The sequence below is a fragment of the Azorhizophilus paspali genome, assembly GCF_043587585.2.
GTDB lineage: Bacteria > Pseudomonadota > Gammaproteobacteria > Pseudomonadales > Pseudomonadaceae > Azotobacter > Azotobacter paspali.
Window position 1 is genome coordinate 944,227 of the sequence record NZ_CP171449.1, and the last position, 15,964, is coordinate 960,190.

Here is a 15,964-nt window from a genome sequence, read left to right on the forward strand (position 1 = left end):
GCGGTGCTTCCAGGGATGCGCCTTCAACACCCAAGCCTAAGAGCATGTTTGAGGGTTTGGAGCACGTCCGCGGGCCATGGTGGCTTCTAGTAAGTCGAACAAAAATTGCATGTGTGGAGAGAGTGGTAATGGCTGATCGTGAGGTCGGAACCGTCAAGTGGTTCAATGATGCCAAAGGCTATGGATTCATTCAGCGCGAGAGCGGCCCGGACGTGTTCGTCCATTACCGCGCCATCCGCGGCGAAGGTCACCGATCCTTGACCGAGGGACAGAAGGTGGAGTTCTCGGTGATCCAGGGCCAGAAAGGCCTGCAGGCGGAAGACGTCTCCAAGGTGTAAGACAACCGGCAGGTCCGTCGGCGACGGGCCTGTCCGCTTCCCCACGCTTCTCTCCAGGCTTCGTCAGGCGCCGAGGCGTCCCCGGCCCTCAGTGGGTCCGCCAGATGAACTCCTGTTCGCCCGTATCGTCGATCTTGATCCAGCGGTCGGCGGCATCGACGCTTTCCTCTTCCTGCCAGCCCCCCGGCGCGCAGCGGATCTGCACGCCCAGCGCGGCGAAGGCGGCGCGGGCGAAGGCCAGGTCGTCCTCCCAGGGCGTCCGCTCGCTTTCGATGAACAGGCTGTGCCACTTGCCCACCGCGTTCGGCAGCCAGGTGATGGGCACGCCGTCGGCCGCCTGGCACTTGAAGGTCTGGCCCTGGCGCCGCCAGGGCGTACAGGGCCCTATGACGGCGTTCAGCCAGTCGGTGACCGCCTGCTGGTCGCCGTCCTTCAAATAGATTTCGATGTCGGGTTGGCGCATGGCGAATTCCCCAGGGTCGACAGTCCCTTGCGTCAATTTCGTTCGATCCAATCGTAGCGTATGGCGATCGTGACCTCTAAAGGCGCGGCGATCACCGCGGCGCGACGTTCGGCATTGGCGCGCCAGCCGTGCGGGGTCATCGCCAGGAGGTCGGCGCGATCCCCGGCGGCATCCAGACGCAGCCGGTAGCTCAACGTTTCGCTGTGCACGAGCTGCATGCCGGGCGGAATCAGCGATAGGTGCTTGGCGTCGTCGTATTCGCGCACCTCGTCATAGAGCAGGCCGCGCAGCTCCAGCAGGTGCTCGCGAGTCGGCCCCATGCGCAGCAGGCCCCCACCGGGAGCCAGCAGGCGCCGTGCCTCCTGCCAGTCAAGCGGGCTGAACAGGCTGGCCAGCAGTTCGCAACTGGCATCGGCCAGCGGTACTCGCGCCATGCTGGCCACCAGCCATGTCAATTGCGCAGCCCTGTGGCAGGCCCGCTTGACCGCCTCGCGGGAGATATCCAGGGCGTAGCCATCGGCAGTGTGTAGAGCCGAGGCCAGTTGTGCCGTGTAATAGCCCTCGCCGCAGCCGACGTCTAGCCAGCGGCGCGGCGCGCGTTCGGCAGCCAGCTCGGTCAGGCGCCGGGCCAGTGGGGCGTAGTGGCCGGCCTCCAGGAAGCGCCGGCGTGCTTCAACCATCGCCTGGTTGTCGCCGGGATCGCGGCTTTTCTTGTGCTGCACCGGCAGCAGATTCAGGTAGCCCTGGCGGGCGCGGTCGAAGCGGTGGCCGGCCGGGCAGGCCGCACCTTTCTCGTCGGGCTGCAGCGTGCCCCGGCAAAGCGGACAGATCAGCATGCCAGCAGCCGCATCAGGGTCTGGTAGTGGATTTCGGTGAGCAGCTCCAGGTCGCTGGCCAGCACGCATTCGTCGACCTGATGGATGGTGGCGTTGAGCGGACCGACCTCGACCACCTGGGTGCCCAGGGTGGCGATGAAGCGGCCGTCCGAGGTGCCGCCGCTGGTCGAGGGCGTGGTGTCCCTGCCGGTCACCGCGCGGATGCTGGCCGACACGGCATCCAGCAGTGCGCCCGGTTCGGTGAGGAAGGGCAGGCCGGACAGCGCCCAGTCGATATGCCAGTCGAGGCCGTGGCGGTCGAGGATCGCCGCGACGCGCCGCTGCAGGCCTTCCACCGTGGACTCGGTGGAGAAGCGGAAATTGAACAACACCCGCAGCTCGCCGGGGATCACGTTGGTGGCGCCGGTGCCGGCCTGGATATTGGAGATCTGGAAGCTAGTCGGCGGGAAGAAGGCGTTGCCGTCGTCCCAATGCTCGGCCGCCAGTTCGGCCAGCGCCGGCGCGGCCTGGTGGATGGGATTTTTGGCCAGTTGCGGATAGGCCACATGACCCTGCTTGCCGCGCACCGTCAGGGTCGCGCCGAGCGAGCCGCGCCGGCCGTTCTTCACCACGTCGCCGAGCGTCTCGCTGCTCGACGGCTCGCCGACGATGCACCAGTCCAGGCGTTCGCCGCGCGCGCGCAGGCGCTCGACTACCGCCTGGGTGCCGTGCAGTGCCGGGCCTTCCTCGTCGCTGGTGATCAGGAAGGCGATCGCCCCGCGATGGCGAGGATGGTCGGCGACGAAGCGTTCCACAGCGACCAGCATGGCCGCCAGGCTGCCCTTCATGTCCGCCGCGCCGCGCCCGCGGAGCATACCGTCGGCGTCGAGGGTGGCAGTGAAGGGCGGGGTTTGCCAGGCTTCGTGCGGACCTGTCGGCACCACGTCGGTATGGCCGGCAAAGCAGAGGACCGGCCCCTCGCCCATGCCGCCGTCGCGGTGGGCCCAGAAATTTTCCACCTCTCCGATGCGCATCGGTTCCAGGGCAAAGCCGAGGGCGCCCAGGCGAGCCATCATCAGCGCCTGGCAACCCTCGTCCAGCGGCGTGACCGAGGGCCGGTCGATCAGTTCGCAGGCGAGCGCCAAGGTGGGGGAGAGGGCAGTGGCGGTCATCACGGCTCCGAAGCGGCGGGAAAAGGACGGCATTTTAAGACAAAAGCCGCTGCGGGGCTGCAGCGGCTTTCGGGGCGTAGGTGGGGTTGGCATTGCCGGAGCGCTGTCTGGCAATGCCGACCGCCTGTCAGACGGCTTCGACGAGCGGGGCCTCCTGAACCTTCTTCGGCTGTGACGACAGCAGTGCCATGATCAGCGCCGCCAGATAGGGCAGCGACTGGATCAGCAGGACCGCCACCCAGAAGATCACGTCGTTGCTCGGGAAGCCCTGCACCAGGGCGATGCCGGCGGCCGCGCCCCACAGCACCAGCATGATCACCACCTCCTCGCGGGCTTCCGACAGGGCCACCAGGATGCCGTGGTTGTTCGCCATCTTCGGTGTGCGGAAGAACGGGATGCTGCTGGTGAAGAAGCCGTAGAGCACTGCCTTGGCGATGGTGTGCGACAGTGCCAGGCCGGCGATCGCGGCGTAGAAGGCGTCCTTGAGGTTGACGCCCACCGCGCGGCGGTAGAGGAACAGGATCTTGCCGACCTTGAAGAAGAACAGCGCCAGCGGCGGGATGGCGAAGATCAGCAACGGCGGGTCGACCCGGTGCGGGACGATGATCATCGCCGCCGACCACAGCAGGGCGCCGAGGGTGAAGAAGATGTTCAGCCCGTCGGCGATCCACGGCAGCCAGCCGGCCAGGAAGTGGTAGCGCTGGCCGCGGGTCAGCTCGCTCTCCTTGCCCCACAGCAGGCTGCGGGTGTGGCGCTTCATGATCTGGATGGCGCCGTAGGCCCAGCGGAAGCGCTGCTTCTTGAAGTCGATGAAGGTGTCGGGCATCAGTCCCTTGCCGTAGCTGCGTTCGGAATAGGCGGCCGAGAGGCCCTTCTCGAATACCCGCAGGCCCAGCTCGGCGTCCTCGGTGATGCACCAGTCGGCCCAGCCCAGTTCGTCCAGCACCGAACGCCGGGTCATGGTCATGGTGCCGTGCTGGATGATCGCGTCGCGGTCGTTGCGGGTGATCATGCCGATATGGAAGAAGCCCTTGTATTCGGCGTAGCAGAGCTTCTTGAAAGCGCTTTCGCGGTCGTCGCGATAATCCTGCGGCGACTGCACCACGGCGATCTTCGGGTCGGCGAAGTGCGGCACCATGTGCTTGAGCCAGTCGCGTTCGACGCAGTAGTCGGAGTCGATCACCGCGACCACTTCGGCATCCGGCGCGGTGTACTGCAGCACGTAGTTCAGCGCGCCGCCCTTGAAGCCGGCCAGCGGCGCGACGTGGAAGAACCTGAAGCGCGGGCCGAGGCGCGCACAGTGCTCCTCGAGGGGCTTCCAGACCGCCGGGTCCTTGGTGTTGTTGTCGATCACCAGCACCTCGAAGTCCGGGTAGTCCAGGCGCGAGAGGGCGTCGAGGGTCTGCTTGACCATCTCCGGCGGTTCGTTGTAGCAAGGCACGTGGATCGACACCTTGGGCCGGTAGGCTTCGTCGGCGGTCACTGGCGGGAACGGCCGGCGGCGCTTGAGCGTCCATACCGTCTCGGCCAGTTCGTGGGCCTCGGTGAGCAGCACGATGAACACGCCGAGCGCACCGAGGGCGAGCAGGAAGCCGACGGTGAGGCTGAACCAGGTGCTGTACTGCTGGCTGTAGTCGTAGCCGATCCACACTAGGATCGAGCCGCAGGCGAAGGCGACGAAGGTCAGGAAGGTGCGTCCACGCTGGCGCAGCGCGCTGCCGTCGATCAGCAGCAGAGCCAGGGCGAGTACGGCGAGGACCACCGAGCCGACCGCCAGCAGACGCCACTGGGGAATGGCCACTACCGGTCCCTCGAAGGCGAACTTGGGCTGGCGCGCGAAGTTGTAGACGCCCCAGTAGGCGCCGACCGAACCCTCGTCGTCGATCTTCCAAGGCTGGTCGAAGGCTTCGATGACGAAGTAGTTGTAGCCCTGGGCGTTCAGGGTATTGACCAGGGTGCGCAGGTAGATCGCCTGGTCGATCTGGGTGGCCTCGGCGCCGCCGCGGCTACGGCCGTTGCTCGGCCAGCCGACTTCCGAGAGCAGCAGCGGCTTTCTCGGGAACAGTTTCTTCAGGTCGCGGGCGCGGTCGAGGGTGAACTGGACGGAGTCCTTCATCGGCACGAATTCCCAGTAGGGCAGGATGTGCGCGGCGATCAGGTCGACGTGGCGGCCCAGCTCGGGATATTTCTGCCAGATGTGCCACTGTTCGGAAGTGGTCACCGGCACCTTGACCGCGGCGCGGACCCGGTCGATGTAGGAGATCAGCGCCCCGGCGGTGATCTCGTTGCGAAACAGCGCCTCGTTGCCGACCACCACGCGCACCACGCTGCGCGAGCTCTTGGCCAGCTCGATGGCCTTGGCGATTTCCCGCTCGTTGCGCTCCATGTCCTGGCTGATCCAGATGCCCAGGGTCACGCGCAGGCCCAGCTCCTCGGCCAGGCGCGGCACGTCAGCCAGGCTGCCGTCTACCGAATAGGTACGGATGCTATCGGTCTGCTGGCTGAGCAATTCCAGGTCGGCGCGGATTTCATCGTCGCTCGGGTAGCGGTTTTCCTGGGGATTCTGCCCGGGGCGGAAAGGGGAAAAGGAATAGCCGGAGATCTGCTCGGGCCAGTCCGGCGCGGTGACCGGCAGGTTGTAGAGCGCCCAGATTCCGGTGAAGAGCGCAGCGACTGCTACGACCACCACCAGATTGAGTCCGAATTTATGCGATGACATGACTGATTCAGGTTCCAAGAGGTGGAGCAGGAGAAGCCGGCGAACGCCGTTGACGCATCCTACGTTGCCATCCCTGACCTGTATAGCTCCCGCCTATCCTGTCACGCCCCACCCTTTGGCAGCGGATGGCCGGGCAAGTTCGGCGCAGGCTTCAATCCCGCCGTGCCTGCGCCGATAATAGCCGCCGGTTCGCGAGGTGAAACAATGATTACTGAAGATCGGCGCTTCGGCGGCATCGCCCGCCTCTACGGCAGCGAAGGCCTGGCCCGCCTGGCCGCGGCCCATGTGGCGGTGGTCGGCATCGGCGGGGTCGGCTCCTGGGCGGCGGAAGCGCTGGCGCGCAGCGGGGTCGGCGAGATTTCCCTATTCGACCTGGATGATATCTGCATCACCAACACCAACCGGCAGATCCATGCTCTGGATGGGGCGGTGGGCCGGCTCAAGGTGGAGGCGATGGCCGAACGCCTGCGCGCTATCAGCCCCGAATGCCGGGTGCATGCGGTGACCGACTTCGTCACCCGCGAAACCATGGCCCAGCACATCACCGAAGATTTGGATTTCGTCATCGACTGCATCGACAGCGTGGCGGCCAAGGCGGCGCTGATCGCCTGGTGCAAGCGGCGCAAGATCGGCATCGTCGCCACCGGCGGCGCCGGCGGGCAGATCGATCCGACGCGGGTCCAGGTCTGCGACCTGAACAAGACCTTCAACGACCCGCTCGCCGCCAAGGTGCGCTCGACCCTGCGCCGCGACTACGGTTTCTCGCGCACGCCGGGGCGGACCTATGGCGTGCCCTGTGTGTTCTCCAGCGAGCAGTTGCGCTACCCCAAGCCGGATGGCACGGTGTGCCAGAGCAAGGGCTTCGTCGGCGAAGGCGTGAAACTCGACTGCGCCGGCGGCTTCGGCGCGGTGACCATGGTCACCGCTAGCTTCGGCATGGCCGCCGCGGCCAGGGCGGTGGACAAGCTGGTGGCCGGCGCCCGTCGTCCGGCGGAGCGCCGCGTTCCTTCCGCCTGACCCCCTATTGCATCTGGAAGCGATACCCCACTCCCGGCTCGGTCAGGATGAAGTCGGGGTTGGCTGGGTCGTTTTCGATCTTTTTGCGCAGATGGCCCATGTAGACGCGGACGTAATGGCTGTCCTCCGCGTGACTGGGGCCCCAGACCGCCTTGAGAAGTTGCCGGTGGGTCAGCACGCAGTCCGGATTCGAGACCAGGTAGGCGAGCAGGCGGAACTCGATCGGGGTGAGATGGATGGGCTGGCCGTTCTTTTCTACCAGGCGCTTTCTGAAATCGATCCGTACCGGGCCGAAGCAGACCGATTCCGCTCCTTCCGTAGTGTTCCGGTAGCGCCGCCTGAGATGGGCACGGACCCGGGCCAGCAGCTCGGCGGAGCCGAAGGGTTTCGACAGGTAGTCGTCGGCCCCCGCGTCCAGGGCGGCGACCTTTTCCGCTTCGGCCGTCCGGGCCGACAGCACGATGATCGGGATGTCGGACCAGGTCCGCAGATCCCGGATCAGCTCGATGCCGTCCCCGTCCGGCAGGCCAAGGTCCAGGATGAGCAGGTCGGGCTTGCGGGTGCCCGCCTCGATCAGGCCGCGCTTGAGCGAATCCGCTTCGTGGACCTCGCAATCCTCGGCCTCCAGGGCCAGGCGCACGAAGCGGCGCAGGTTGGCTTCGTCCTCGACGATGATCACTCGCGGCGTTGGCGTAGACATGCGGCTCACTGCTCGACTGGAGAGGATTGTCCGTCGTCCAGGGTGACGACCGGCGGGTTGCCGAGGGGCAGACTGACCACGAAGCAGGCACCGCCCTCCGGGCGCGGGCGGGCCAGGATACTCCCCCGGTGCGCTTCGACGATGGCCCGGCAGATGGCCAGGCCCAGGCCGACGCCCGGCATGCTGCCTTCCTGCTGTCCCCGCTCGAACTTCTTGAATATCGCCTCTTCGCGTCCTTTCGGCAAACCCGGGCCATTGTCCTCGACATGGACTTCCATCTGCCGGTCCGAGGTGAAGGCGCCGATCCGGATGCTGCTGCCGGGCGGAGTGTATTTCGCCGCATTCTCCAGGAGGTTGCAGAACACCCGCTGCATCAGCACCGAATCGACTTCGACCAGCGGCAGGTCGTCCGGCAGATCCACCTTGAGCCGGTGCGCGGCGAGCATCGGCCCGAGGCTCTTGATGGCGCTGCCGATCACTTCCTCCAGGGGTTGCCATTGCCGGTCGAGATGGATGCGACCGGCCTGCAGGCGCGCCATGTCCAGCAGGTTGCTCACCTGAGCGTTGATGCGCAGGGCCTGTTCGCGCAACTGGTGGGCGATGCCGGCCTGGGCCGCATCGAGGGCCGGCCGGGTGAGGAACATGGAGTCGACCAGGCCGATGAGTACGCTTAAGGGGGTGCGCAGATCGTGGGAGATCGCCGACAGCAGGGAGTTGCGCAGGCGCTCCGACTCCATCTGCAATATGGTTTCCTGGGCCACGCTGACGTAATGCACCCGCTCCAGGGCGATGGCGATCAGGGAAGCGAAGGTGTCCAGGAGCCGCCGCTGCTCGGGATTCAGCAGCCGGGCCGGGTCGCGTGTTTCGAGGGCCAGGACGCCGCGAAAGCGCATCGGCGCCTTGAGTGGCAGGTAGAGGATCGGGCTGGCCGGCAGGGTATTGGTGCCCTGGCCGGCCGCCTCGCCATGATCGAAGGCCCACTGGGCGATGCCCTGGGCGATTTCCGGAAAGCCGGCCGCGACCTGTGCCGGCACCTGCAGTCGGTCTGCGGCATCGGTCAGCAGGAAGGCCGCGCGCGTGTTCATCTCGGTGGCGAGAAAGCGGCTGCCGATCTCGGTGATCTGCTCCGGCACCAGGGCCCCGGAAAGATCCCGCGACATCTCGTAGAGGGCTTTCACCCGCGCCTCCCGCCGACTGGCGACCTGCGCCTGGTATTTGAAGCCGGCCGTGAGCTGGCCGATGACCAGCCCCACCACCAGCATTACCGCGAAGGTCATTAGGTACTGAACGTCACCGAACGCCAGGGTGAAGCGCGGCGGAACGAAGAAGAAGTCGAAGATCGCCACGCCGAGGAACGAAGCGAACACGGCCGGCCCGCGGCCGAAGCGGACGGCGACCGCCACCACCGCCAGCAGGTAGACCATCACGATGTTCGCTAGATCGAAGAGGGGATGCAGCGGCATCGCGACCAGTGTGGCCAGCCCGCACACCACGCTGCTCCAGGCGTAGGCCGGCCAGTTCGTGGGGCCGCTGCGGGCTCCGGCGAGCCGGCCCTGCCGGGGCGTTTCGTGCTCGGCCCGGGCCACCTGGATCACGTCCAGATCCGCCGCGAGCCGGCCGATCCGATCGGCGACGGAACGTTGCCAGAAGCGCCAGGACGGCGGATCGTCGCACCCCACCATGATCCGAGACAGGTTGTGGCTCCGGGCGTAGCGGACGGTTTCGTCCTCCACGCGGGTTCCGAACAGGGTGGCGGTCTGGGCGCCAAGCTCCTGGGCCAGCCGTAGGGTCCGCAGGGGGCGCTCACGGTCGGCCGGGGACAGCCGCTGCAGGTCGGGCGTCTCCACATGGACCGCATGCCAGGAGGTTTCCAGCCGTCCGGCGATACGCGCTGCGGTTCGTACCAGTTTCTCGCTCCCGGCACCTGCGCCGATGCACACCAGCAGGGCGTCATGGGTCTGCCAGACCGGGGTGACCAATTGGTCGCGGCGGTATTGCTGGACGTCCTCGTCCACCCGGTCGGCGGTGCGGCGCAGGGCCAGTTCGCGCAGGGCCAGCAGGTTGCCCTTGCGGAAGAAGTTGCGGATCGCTCGTTCGGCCTGGTTGGGCAGGTACACCTTGCCTTCCCGCAGGCGCTGCAGGAGCTCGTCCGGCGGCAGGTCCACCAGCACCACCTCGTCCGCCTCGTCGAACACCCGATCCGGCACGGTTTCCCAGACGCGGATGCCGGTGATCCCGCTGACCACGTCGTTGAGGCTCTCCAGATGCTGCACATTTATCGTGGTGTAGACGTCGATACCGGCCGCGAGCAGTTCCTCCACGTCCTGCCAGCGCTTGGGATGGCGGGAGCCGGCGACGTTGGAGTGGGCCAGTTCGTCGACCAGGATGAGCGCCGGATGCCGGGTCAGCGCCCGGTCGAGGTCAAACTCCCGCAGTATCCGCTCGCGGTAGGGGATTTCCCGCAACTCGATGCGCTCGATCCCCTCGACCAGCGCTTCCGTCTCCTGGCGTCCGTGGGTTTCCACCACGCCAATGGTCAGGTCCGCACCCTGAGCGAGCTGCTGGCGGGCCGCGACCAGCATGGCGAAGGTCTTGCCCACGCCGGCCGAAGCGCCGAAGAAGATCTTCAGGCGTCCCTGCCCGGCCCGTGCTTCCGCCTGCTGGACCCTGGCCAGCAACTCGTCCGGATCGGGGCGGCGCAGGGCTGGATCGGTGGGTGCTAGCATGGTTGATTTTCCTTCTTCGAAGGGAGCGGCGTTGCCAGTGCGTCGGAACAGGTCCGGGCTACGATTGCTGGCAATAATTAATGACATTACCCGAATGGCCGATAGTCATGGCGAAGTTTTCGGGATTCTTCGATATATGTGGTTTTGTCGTCCGATCAATGCATGCTTGGCACTCGTGTCCGTGATATATCGATAAAGTACATGGCGAATGACATCGGGCAGAGTCATTCGAAACAGCTAGAAGCGTGTGGAAAAGCCCGTATAGATTTGCATGTCGGGCGTATGTTCGTTCAATCCGAAGTTTGCGCCGATATCGAGCTGCAATGTTTTGCCGAGTGCATAAGCCGCGGCGAAATCCGCCGAATATTGACTGTAGGTTCCATCCGGTTCGAAGTTGTTCGACATCCATAATTCGCCATAGAGCGTAAGCTCGGGAGTCGCCGCTCCGCTCAGGTTCACGAGGTTCACGAGGTTGATGTGGTAACCGTTTCGATCCGCATCGAGCAGCGCATCGATCTGCGGCCCTAGGGTGAGCGTGAGGCCGTTCGACAGCGCGAAACTGATTGGCATGGCAACGCCGCCCTCGAACCGCTCATTGCCGATGCCTCGCTTCGCCGTGGGAAGCTTGAGGTAGGGGACGATCGAGGCGCCGAACGAGGCACCCTGGTCCGTCAAGCGACGCTTATAACGCAGATAGGCATCGCCGATGCCGTTCAATCGATGTTCGTCGCTGGTTTTGACCGATACATAGGGCGCCCAGTTGAGTTCGATGTCGGATCTGTCGTCCAAACCGTATTTAATGGTTGGATTGGGTACGAGCCAAGTGTCGGTCGTGACGCCTTCGTCCCGGTAGTGGGTGAAGCTGAAGGCATCGCTTTCAATCTGCCAGAGTCCTTCGGGTACCGTGCACACGCTATTGGCCTTGGTCGGGCGATCGGTGCACAGGGGCGGCTCTTCTGCCCTGGCGGTTGCCAATACGAGCGTGGCGATGGCTGCGATAAAGTCTGTTCGGCGCGACATGAAACCTCTCTCTGTTAATAGCGGTGGTCAATCGGCGCTTGCTTGAAGAGTCACTCTGGGGGCGGGCTCGAGTCCGTTTGCATCGGTCGACTGGAGGCGATTCATTCGGTACGCTCGAGAAGAAATCGAACTTCCGTTTTCGAACTCGTCGGGTAAATGTCGGGTAAATAAAGACTTCGGGCCCCTGGAAAGCGGCATGAGGCCCGGTCTTTTCCATGTCTCCAATCCGTAATGGTTTTCGCTGGCTATCCGGGCCGGAACCCCGTGGTCCCCGTCCCGTTACGACAGCGGCTTACGAAAGGAGAGGCATCACCTCCCCAGGTCATCCAACGCGCGGTTGAGCTTCAGCACGTTCACTCGCGGCTCGCCGAGCAGCCACCATTGGCGACCCTCGGTATGGCTTTCCACCAAGGACCCGACCTGCTCCTCGGGCAGGCTCCTGGCGCGGGCCACCCGAGACACCTGCCAGAGCGCCGCGGCCGGACTGATGTGCGGATCGAGGCCGCTGGCCGAGGCGGTGACCAGATCCACCGGCACCGGCCGGGTGTTACCCGGATCGGCGACGCGCAGCGCCTCGATCCGTGCTCCGACCGCCTCGACCAGGGCCGGGTTGAGCGGTCCCTGGTTGGAGCCGGACGAGGCGACCGCGTTGTACGGCCGGGAAGCGGTCGCCGAGGGGCGTCCCCAGAAGTAGCGCGGCGAGTCGAAGTGCTGGCCGATCAGTTCCGAACCGACCGCCCGGCCGTCCTCGATGATCAGGCTGCCGGCGGCCTGTTCGGGAAAGACGGTTCTGGCGATGCCGGTGACCGCCAGGGGATAGGCGAGGCCGGTGACGGCGCTCAGCATCAGGAACAGGCTGACGGCGGGGCGAACGAGGGTTTTCATGAGGGAATCTCCGGATCAGGCCAGGCCGCTGGCGGTCAGGAACAAGTCGATCAGCTTGATGCCGGCGAAGGGCACCAGGATGCCGCCGAGGCCGTAGATGGCCAGGTTGCGGCGCAGCAGGCTGGCCGCGCCGAGGGAGCGGTAGGGCACGCCCTTGAGGGCCAGGGGGATCAAAAAGACGATGATCAGCGCGTTGAAGATCACCGCCGAGAGGATCGCCGAGGTCGGGCTGGACAGCTCCATCACGTTCAGCGCGGCCAGTTGCGGGTAGGTGCCGACGAAGGCCGCGGGAATGATCGCGAAGTACTTGGCGATGTCGTTGGCGATGCTGAAGGTGGTCAGCGAGCCGCGGGTCATCAGCATCTGCTTACCGGTTTCGACCACCTCGATGAGCTTGGTGGGGTTGGAGTCCAGGTCCACCATGTTGCCGGCCTCCTTGGCGGCCTGGGTGCCGCTGTTCATCGCCACCGCCACGTCGGCCTGGGCCAGCGCCGGAGCATCGTTGGTGCCGTCGCCGGTCATCGCCACCAGGCGGCCTTCGGCCTGATACTGGCGGATCAGCGCCAGCTTGGCCTCCGGGGTGGCCTCGGCGAGGAAGTCGTCGACCCCGGCCTCGGCGGCGATGGCGGCCGCGGTGATCCGGTTGTCGCCGGTCACCATCACCGTCTTGATACCCATCCGGCGCAGTTCGGCGAAGCGTTCCTTGATGCCGCCCTTGACAGTGTCCTTCAACTCGATCACGCCCAGCACCCGCTTGTCCTCGGCGACCACCAGCGGCGTGCTGCCGCGCCGGGAGACCTCGTTGACCAGCAGGGTCACGGAGCGGGGCAGGCTGCCGCCGAGGCCTTCCAGGTGCGCGCGGATCGCCTCGGCCGAGCCCTTGCGGATCTGCCGGCCGCGCAGATCCACGCCGCTCATGCGGGTCTGCGCGGAGAAGTGGATGAAGTGGGCGTCCAGGTCGTGGATGTTGCGTTCCCGCAGGTTGTATTTGTGCTTGGCGAATACAACGATGCTGCGTCCCTCCGGCGTCTCGTCGGCGAGGGAGGCCAGTTGCGCCGCGTCGGCCAACTCCGCCTCGAATACCCCATCCGCCGGCAGGAAGGCCGAGGCCTGGCGATTGCCGAGGGTGATGGTGCCGGTCTTGTCCATCAGCAGCACGTCCACGTCGCCGGCGGCCTCCACCGCGCGGCCGGAGGTGGCGATCACATTGGCCTGCAGCATGCGGCTCATGCCAGCCACGCCGATGGCCGAGAGCAGGCCGGCGATGGTGGTGGGGATCAGGCATACCAGCAGGGCCACCAGAACGGTGATGCCCACCGGACTGCCGGCGCCCGTGGCATCCACGGCGAACAGCGAAAAGGGCAGCAGGGTGACGGTGACGCCGAGGAAGACGATGGTCAGGGCCACCAGTAGAATGGTCAGGGCGATCTCATTGGGGGTCTTCCGGCGCTTGGCGCTCTCCACCATGGCGATCATGCGATCGACGAAGGTTTCCCCCGGATTGACGGTGGCCCGCACGACGAGCCAGTCGGAGAGCACCCGCGTACCGCCGGTGACCGCCGAGAAGTCGCCGCCCGACTCGCGGATCACCGGCGCCGATTCGCCGGTGATCGCCGATTCGTCCACCGAGGCCACGCCTTCGATCACTTCGCCGTCGGCGGGGATCAGCGCGGCGGCCGGATCGCCGGCCTCGACCAGCACCACGTCGCCCTTGCGCAGCTCGCTGCCGCGCACCGACTGCCATTCGGCGCCATAGCGCGGTTCCCGTAGCCTGCGGGCCCGGGTTTCCTTCTTGAGCCCGCGCAAGGAGGCGGCCTGGGCCTTGCTGCGGCCCTCGGCGAGCGCCTCGGCGAAGTTGGCGAAGAGCACGGTGAACCACAGCCACAAGGTCACCGCGAGGATGAAGCCGGCCGGCGCCTCGCCTTCGCCGGCCAGGGCCTGCAGCCAGAGCAGGGTGGTGAACAGGCTGCCGACGTAGACCACGAACATCACCGGGTTGCGCCATTGCACCGCCGGATGAAGCTTGCGCAGGGCTTCGCCCATGGCCGGCAGCAGCAGGCCCGGGTCGTAGAGGGTGAAGGTCTTCTTGGTCACGATGTTTTCCATGGGTTCTCCTCAGGCATCCATCCACAGCAGCAGGTGTTCGACGACCGGGCCCAGGGCCAAGGTCGGCACGTAGTTGAGCAGGCCGAGCAGCAGCACCGTGCCGATCAGCAGGGCCACGAACAGGGGGGGATGGGTGGGCAGGGTTCCGGCGGTCGCGGCGATCCGCTTCTTGGCGGCCAGGGAACCGGCCATGGCCAGTACCGGTACGATCACACCGAAGCGCCCGAACCACATGGCCACCGCCAGCAGCAGGTTGTAGAACGGGGTGTTGGCGGACAGGCCGGCGAAGGCGCTGCCGTTGTTGTTGCCCGCCGAGGCGAGGGCGTAGAGGATCTCCGAGAAGCCGTGGGTGCCGGGGTTGGCGATACCGGCCCGGCCGGCTTCGGTGCTCACCGCGAGGGCCGTGCCGAGGAGCACCAGCAGGGGGGTGACGAGGATGGCGATGGCGCTCATCTTCATCTCGTGGATTTCGATCTTCTTGCCCAGGTACTCAGGAGTACGGCCGATCATCAGGCCGGCGATGAACACCGCCAGGATGGCGAACACCAGCATGCCGTAGAGGCCGCTGCCGACGCCGCCGAACACCACCTCGCCGAGCTGTATGTTGACCAGGGGCACCAGGCCGCCCAGCGGCGTGAAGGAGTCGTGCATGGCGTTCACCGCGCCGCAGGACGCGGCGGTGGTGATGGTCGCGAAGAGCGCCGAGTCGGCGATGCCGAAGCGGGTTTCCTTGCCCTCCATGTTGCCGCCCGCTTGCCGGAGGCCTGCCTCCTGATCCACACCCAGGGCGGCCAGGCGCGGATTGCCTTGTTGTTCGAAATGCACCGCCGCCCCGGCGGCGACCACGAACATCAGGGTCATCGCCGCCAGGATGGTCCGGCCCTGACGGGGATCGCCGACCATGCGCCCGAAGGTGACGCAGAGCGCCGCGGGAATCAGGAAGATCGCCAGCATCTGCACGAAGTTGGTCAGGGGCGTGGGATTCTCGAAGGGGTGGGCCGAGTTGGCGTTGAAGAAGCCGCCGCCGTTGGTGCCCAGCATCTTGATCGCCTCCTGGGAGGCCACCGGCCCCATCGCCAGAAGCTGCGGCTCTCCCGCTGCGTCGAGGCTGGCCACCTCGCGATAGGCGTCGAAGTTCTGGATGACGCCCTGGCCGACCAGGAACAGCGCCATCGCCAGGGAAAGGGGCAGGAGCAGGTAGAGCGTGGCACGGGCCAGGTCCACCCAGGCATTGCCGAGCGTCGAGGCGCTGTGACGGGCGAGGCCGCGGATGAGGGCGATCACCACCACGATGCCAGTCGCTGCCGAGAGGAAGTTCTGCACCGTCAGGCCGAGCATCTGCACCAGGTAACCCATGGTGGATTCCCCGGCATAGCCCTGCCAGTTGGTATTGGTAGCGAAGCTCACCGCCGTGTTGAACGCCGAATCCGCCGCAACGGCGGGCATCTGCTGGGGATTCAGGGGGAGCACGGCTTGCAGGCGCTGCAGCCCGTAGACGGCGAGGATGCCGAGGGTGTTGAACAGGAGCAGCGCCAGGGCATAGCGCAGCCAGTTCATTTCCTCGTCGGGGCATACGCCGCACAGGCGATAGAGGCCGTTCTCTAACGGCCGCGCCCAGCGCAGCCGGCCCTCCATGAGGTGCGCGATGTAGAGGCCCAGGGGTTTCGTCGTCAGCAGCAGGATGGTCAGGAAGGCCCCGAGCAATAGCCAGGCGTGGAGGTTCATGAGAAGTCCTCCGGCTCGAGAAGGACGGCCAGCAGGTAGGTCAGCAGGCCGGCGGCGGCAATGCCGCCGAGCACGTAGGGCCAGCTCATCGGCGGCCTCCCAGGCGGTCGCAGCCGACCGCCAGTCCCACCATCAGCGCGAAGAGCAGGCCGATGGCACCCAGGTATACGAAGTCCATGAATCCTCCTTGTGGATTCGTTCAATCGGTACCGGGCATGCTAGGAAGGGCGGTATCAAAAGGTTCGAAAAAAGGCTGGGCGGCGGATAAAGATCCTGTA

At 66.0% G+C, this 15,964-nt stretch carries 13 protein-coding genes; 2 read left to right on the top strand and 11 right to left on the bottom strand.

Translation table 11 applies throughout. From position 1 onward, the window contains the following. Window positions 1-128: 128 nt before the first annotated feature. On the top strand, window positions 129-338 hold the full coding sequence (locus ACGI6K_RS04645; RefSeq protein WP_376947557.1) for a cold-shock protein: 210 nt from the start codon (window positions 129-131) through the stop codon (window positions 336-338). Between the two features lie 88 nt (window positions 339-426). Here ACGI6K_RS04645 and ACGI6K_RS04650 read toward each other — a convergent pair whose 3' ends face one another. The 4 genes from ACGI6K_RS04650 to ACGI6K_RS04665 form a co-directional block, all read right to left on the bottom strand. Next, a complete protein-coding gene (locus ACGI6K_RS04650) occupies window positions 427-801 on the bottom strand; it encodes a hypothetical protein (protein WP_376947555.1) in 375 nt (124 codons plus the stop codon). Between the two features lie 32 nt (window positions 802-833). Continuing rightward, window positions 834-1,637 (bottom strand): putative RNA methyltransferase, encoded by an 804-nt coding sequence (locus tag ACGI6K_RS04655; RefSeq protein WP_376947553.1) that lies wholly within the window; start codon window positions 1,635-1,637, stop codon window positions 834-836. Then, window positions 1,631-2,788: a succinyl-diaminopimelate desuccinylase gene (gene dapE / locus ACGI6K_RS04660; protein ID WP_376947551.1), complete on the bottom strand. Its 1,158-nt coding sequence runs from the start codon at window positions 2,786-2,788 to the stop codon at window positions 1,631-1,633. Before dapE ends, ACGI6K_RS04655 begins: the two co-directional genes overlap by 7 nt. Window positions 2,789-2,915: 127 nt before the next feature. Then, on the bottom strand, window positions 2,916-5,507 hold the full coding sequence (locus tag ACGI6K_RS04665; RefSeq protein ID WP_376947549.1) for a glycosyltransferase: 2,592 nt from the start codon (window positions 5,505-5,507) through the stop codon (window positions 2,916-2,918). Window positions 5,508-5,711: 204 nt separating this feature from the next. On the opposite strand from ACGI6K_RS04665, the gene tcdA reads away from it, so the two are divergent. Further along, window positions 5,712-6,524, top strand: coding sequence for a tRNA cyclic N6-threonylcarbamoyladenosine(37) synthase TcdA (tcdA, locus tag ACGI6K_RS04670; RefSeq protein ID WP_376947547.1), 813 nt, complete (start codon window positions 5,712-5,714; stop codon window positions 6,522-6,524). Window positions 6,525-6,528: 4 nt separating this feature from the next. On the opposite strand, the gene kdpE is transcribed toward tcdA, so the two are convergent. From kdpE to ACGI6K_RS04705, 7 genes are all read right to left on the bottom strand, one after another. Beyond that, window positions 6,529-7,224 (bottom strand): two-component system response regulator KdpE, encoded by a 696-nt coding sequence (gene kdpE, locus ACGI6K_RS04675; RefSeq protein ID WP_376947545.1) that lies wholly within the window; start codon window positions 7,222-7,224, stop codon window positions 6,529-6,531. A gap of 5 nt (window positions 7,225-7,229) precedes the next feature. Continuing rightward, window positions 7,230-9,950 carry a two-component system sensor histidine kinase KdpD gene (kdpD, locus tag ACGI6K_RS04680; protein ID WP_376947543.1) on the bottom strand — a complete coding sequence of 907 codons (2,721 nt, stop codon included), beginning with the start codon at window positions 9,948-9,950 and terminating at the stop codon, window positions 7,230-7,232. A gap of 237 nt (window positions 9,951-10,187) precedes the next feature. Next, window positions 10,188-10,970, bottom strand: a complete 783-nt coding sequence (locus ACGI6K_RS04685; RefSeq protein WP_376947541.1) for a transporter — start codon at window positions 10,968-10,970, stop codon at window positions 10,188-10,190. 309 nt (window positions 10,971-11,279) lie between these two features. Next, complete coding sequence (gene kdpC / locus ACGI6K_RS04690; RefSeq protein WP_376947539.1) at window positions 11,280-11,855, bottom strand: potassium-transporting ATPase subunit KdpC; 576 nt, start codon at window positions 11,853-11,855, stop codon at window positions 11,280-11,282. A gap of 15 nt (window positions 11,856-11,870) precedes the next feature. After that, window positions 11,871-13,961, bottom strand: a complete 2,091-nt coding sequence (kdpB, locus tag ACGI6K_RS04695) for a potassium-transporting ATPase subunit KdpB (RefSeq protein ID WP_376947537.1) — start codon at window positions 13,959-13,961, stop codon at window positions 11,871-11,873. 9 nt (window positions 13,962-13,970) lie between these two features. Further along, complete coding sequence (gene kdpA, locus ACGI6K_RS04700) at window positions 13,971-15,686, bottom strand: potassium-transporting ATPase subunit KdpA (RefSeq protein ID WP_376947535.1); 1,716 nt, start codon at window positions 15,684-15,686, stop codon at window positions 13,971-13,973. Next, the gene (locus tag ACGI6K_RS04705; RefSeq protein ID WP_376947533.1) at window positions 15,683-15,775 is read right to left on the bottom strand and encodes a potassium-transporting ATPase subunit F; all 93 of its coding nucleotides are present in this window, start codon (window positions 15,773-15,775) and stop codon (window positions 15,683-15,685) included. Before ACGI6K_RS04705 ends, kdpA begins: the two co-directional genes overlap by 4 nt. Window positions 15,776-15,964: the final 189 nt, after the last annotated feature.